Consider the following 937-nt stretch of genomic DNA (forward strand, 5'->3'; position numbering starts at 1 on the left):
TCCCATATGATTATAGGATCTGATATCTTCAGATCCCAGTCCGGCATCACTACAATAGATAAATTTCTGACAGCCAAACTCTCCAAGAACTTTCTTTTCCAATGGTTTTAGTGAGGTTTGTTCGTTTGCGTTTCCGGGGAAGAGTGAAAAAGCAAGTGGAATGCCATCCCCATCCATAAATAATCCCATTTGGATAATAGGATTTGGTCGGTGTTCTTTGCTTTTTCCGTATTTTTTGCTGCCATCTTCCTGTTCAATCTCAAAGTAATAATTCGAACAATCATAATAAAGGACTTTATCATTTCTGGATCCTAAAAAATGACTGTTTTTATAAACTTCTGATTGTATGAGATCACATTCATTCCCAAGAACGTCCAATGCACGATAAACATCATGGAGTTCATAAGAAGGCTTCTCTAAGAATTCTGACGCTGCTTTAAAAGAAGAGCGTTTGCTGGAAGGCTCCAGAATCCTGGCATAAACTAAATCGGAAAGGATTGCATTGATATCATATTTGAATTTATATTTTGATTTTAATTTGCGGCAAATTTTATCTATATGGAGTTGATAATAGATGGATTGTAAAAAAAGATAACCGCCGCGATAGAAAACTTGTTTCTCATAATCCAGTTGTCTGTCAGCATGAAAAGTAATCTGGATCGATTTGTTTTCCTGTTCTTGTTTGTACTTTAAGGTTTCAAGTCTGGCTTCTTCTTTAGCCCAAGCCATCACATCATCACGAGTTGGTCCATGTTCAGGTAAAAGATCTTTTAAAGTTCCCAATTTCCGAACAATAACAGAAGTGCTTACACCTTTATCGTTGATGTATCCTTTTGAGATATAAAAGGATTCAGCATTTTTTGATTTGGATGTAATAACTCTCATAGGAAATACCCCCTTTTCCACATTATACCATACATTGCAATAAAATACAATA

General features: G+C 35.5%; 1 protein-coding gene. It reads right to left on the minus strand.

Features of this window, described 5'->3' with window-relative positions; genetic code table 11:
- On the minus strand, positions 1 to 885 hold an 885-nt coding region (locus ACTNBF_RS16470), incomplete at its 3' end, for an IS1634 family transposase (RefSeq protein ID WP_441089705.1).
- Between the last annotated feature and the right edge of the window lie 52 nt (positions 886 to 937).

The organism is Bariatricus sp. HCP28S3_A4, assembly GCF_052066395.1.
In the GTDB taxonomy this organism is placed as follows: Bacteria; Bacillota; Clostridia; order Lachnospirales; family Lachnospiraceae; genus Allocoprococcus.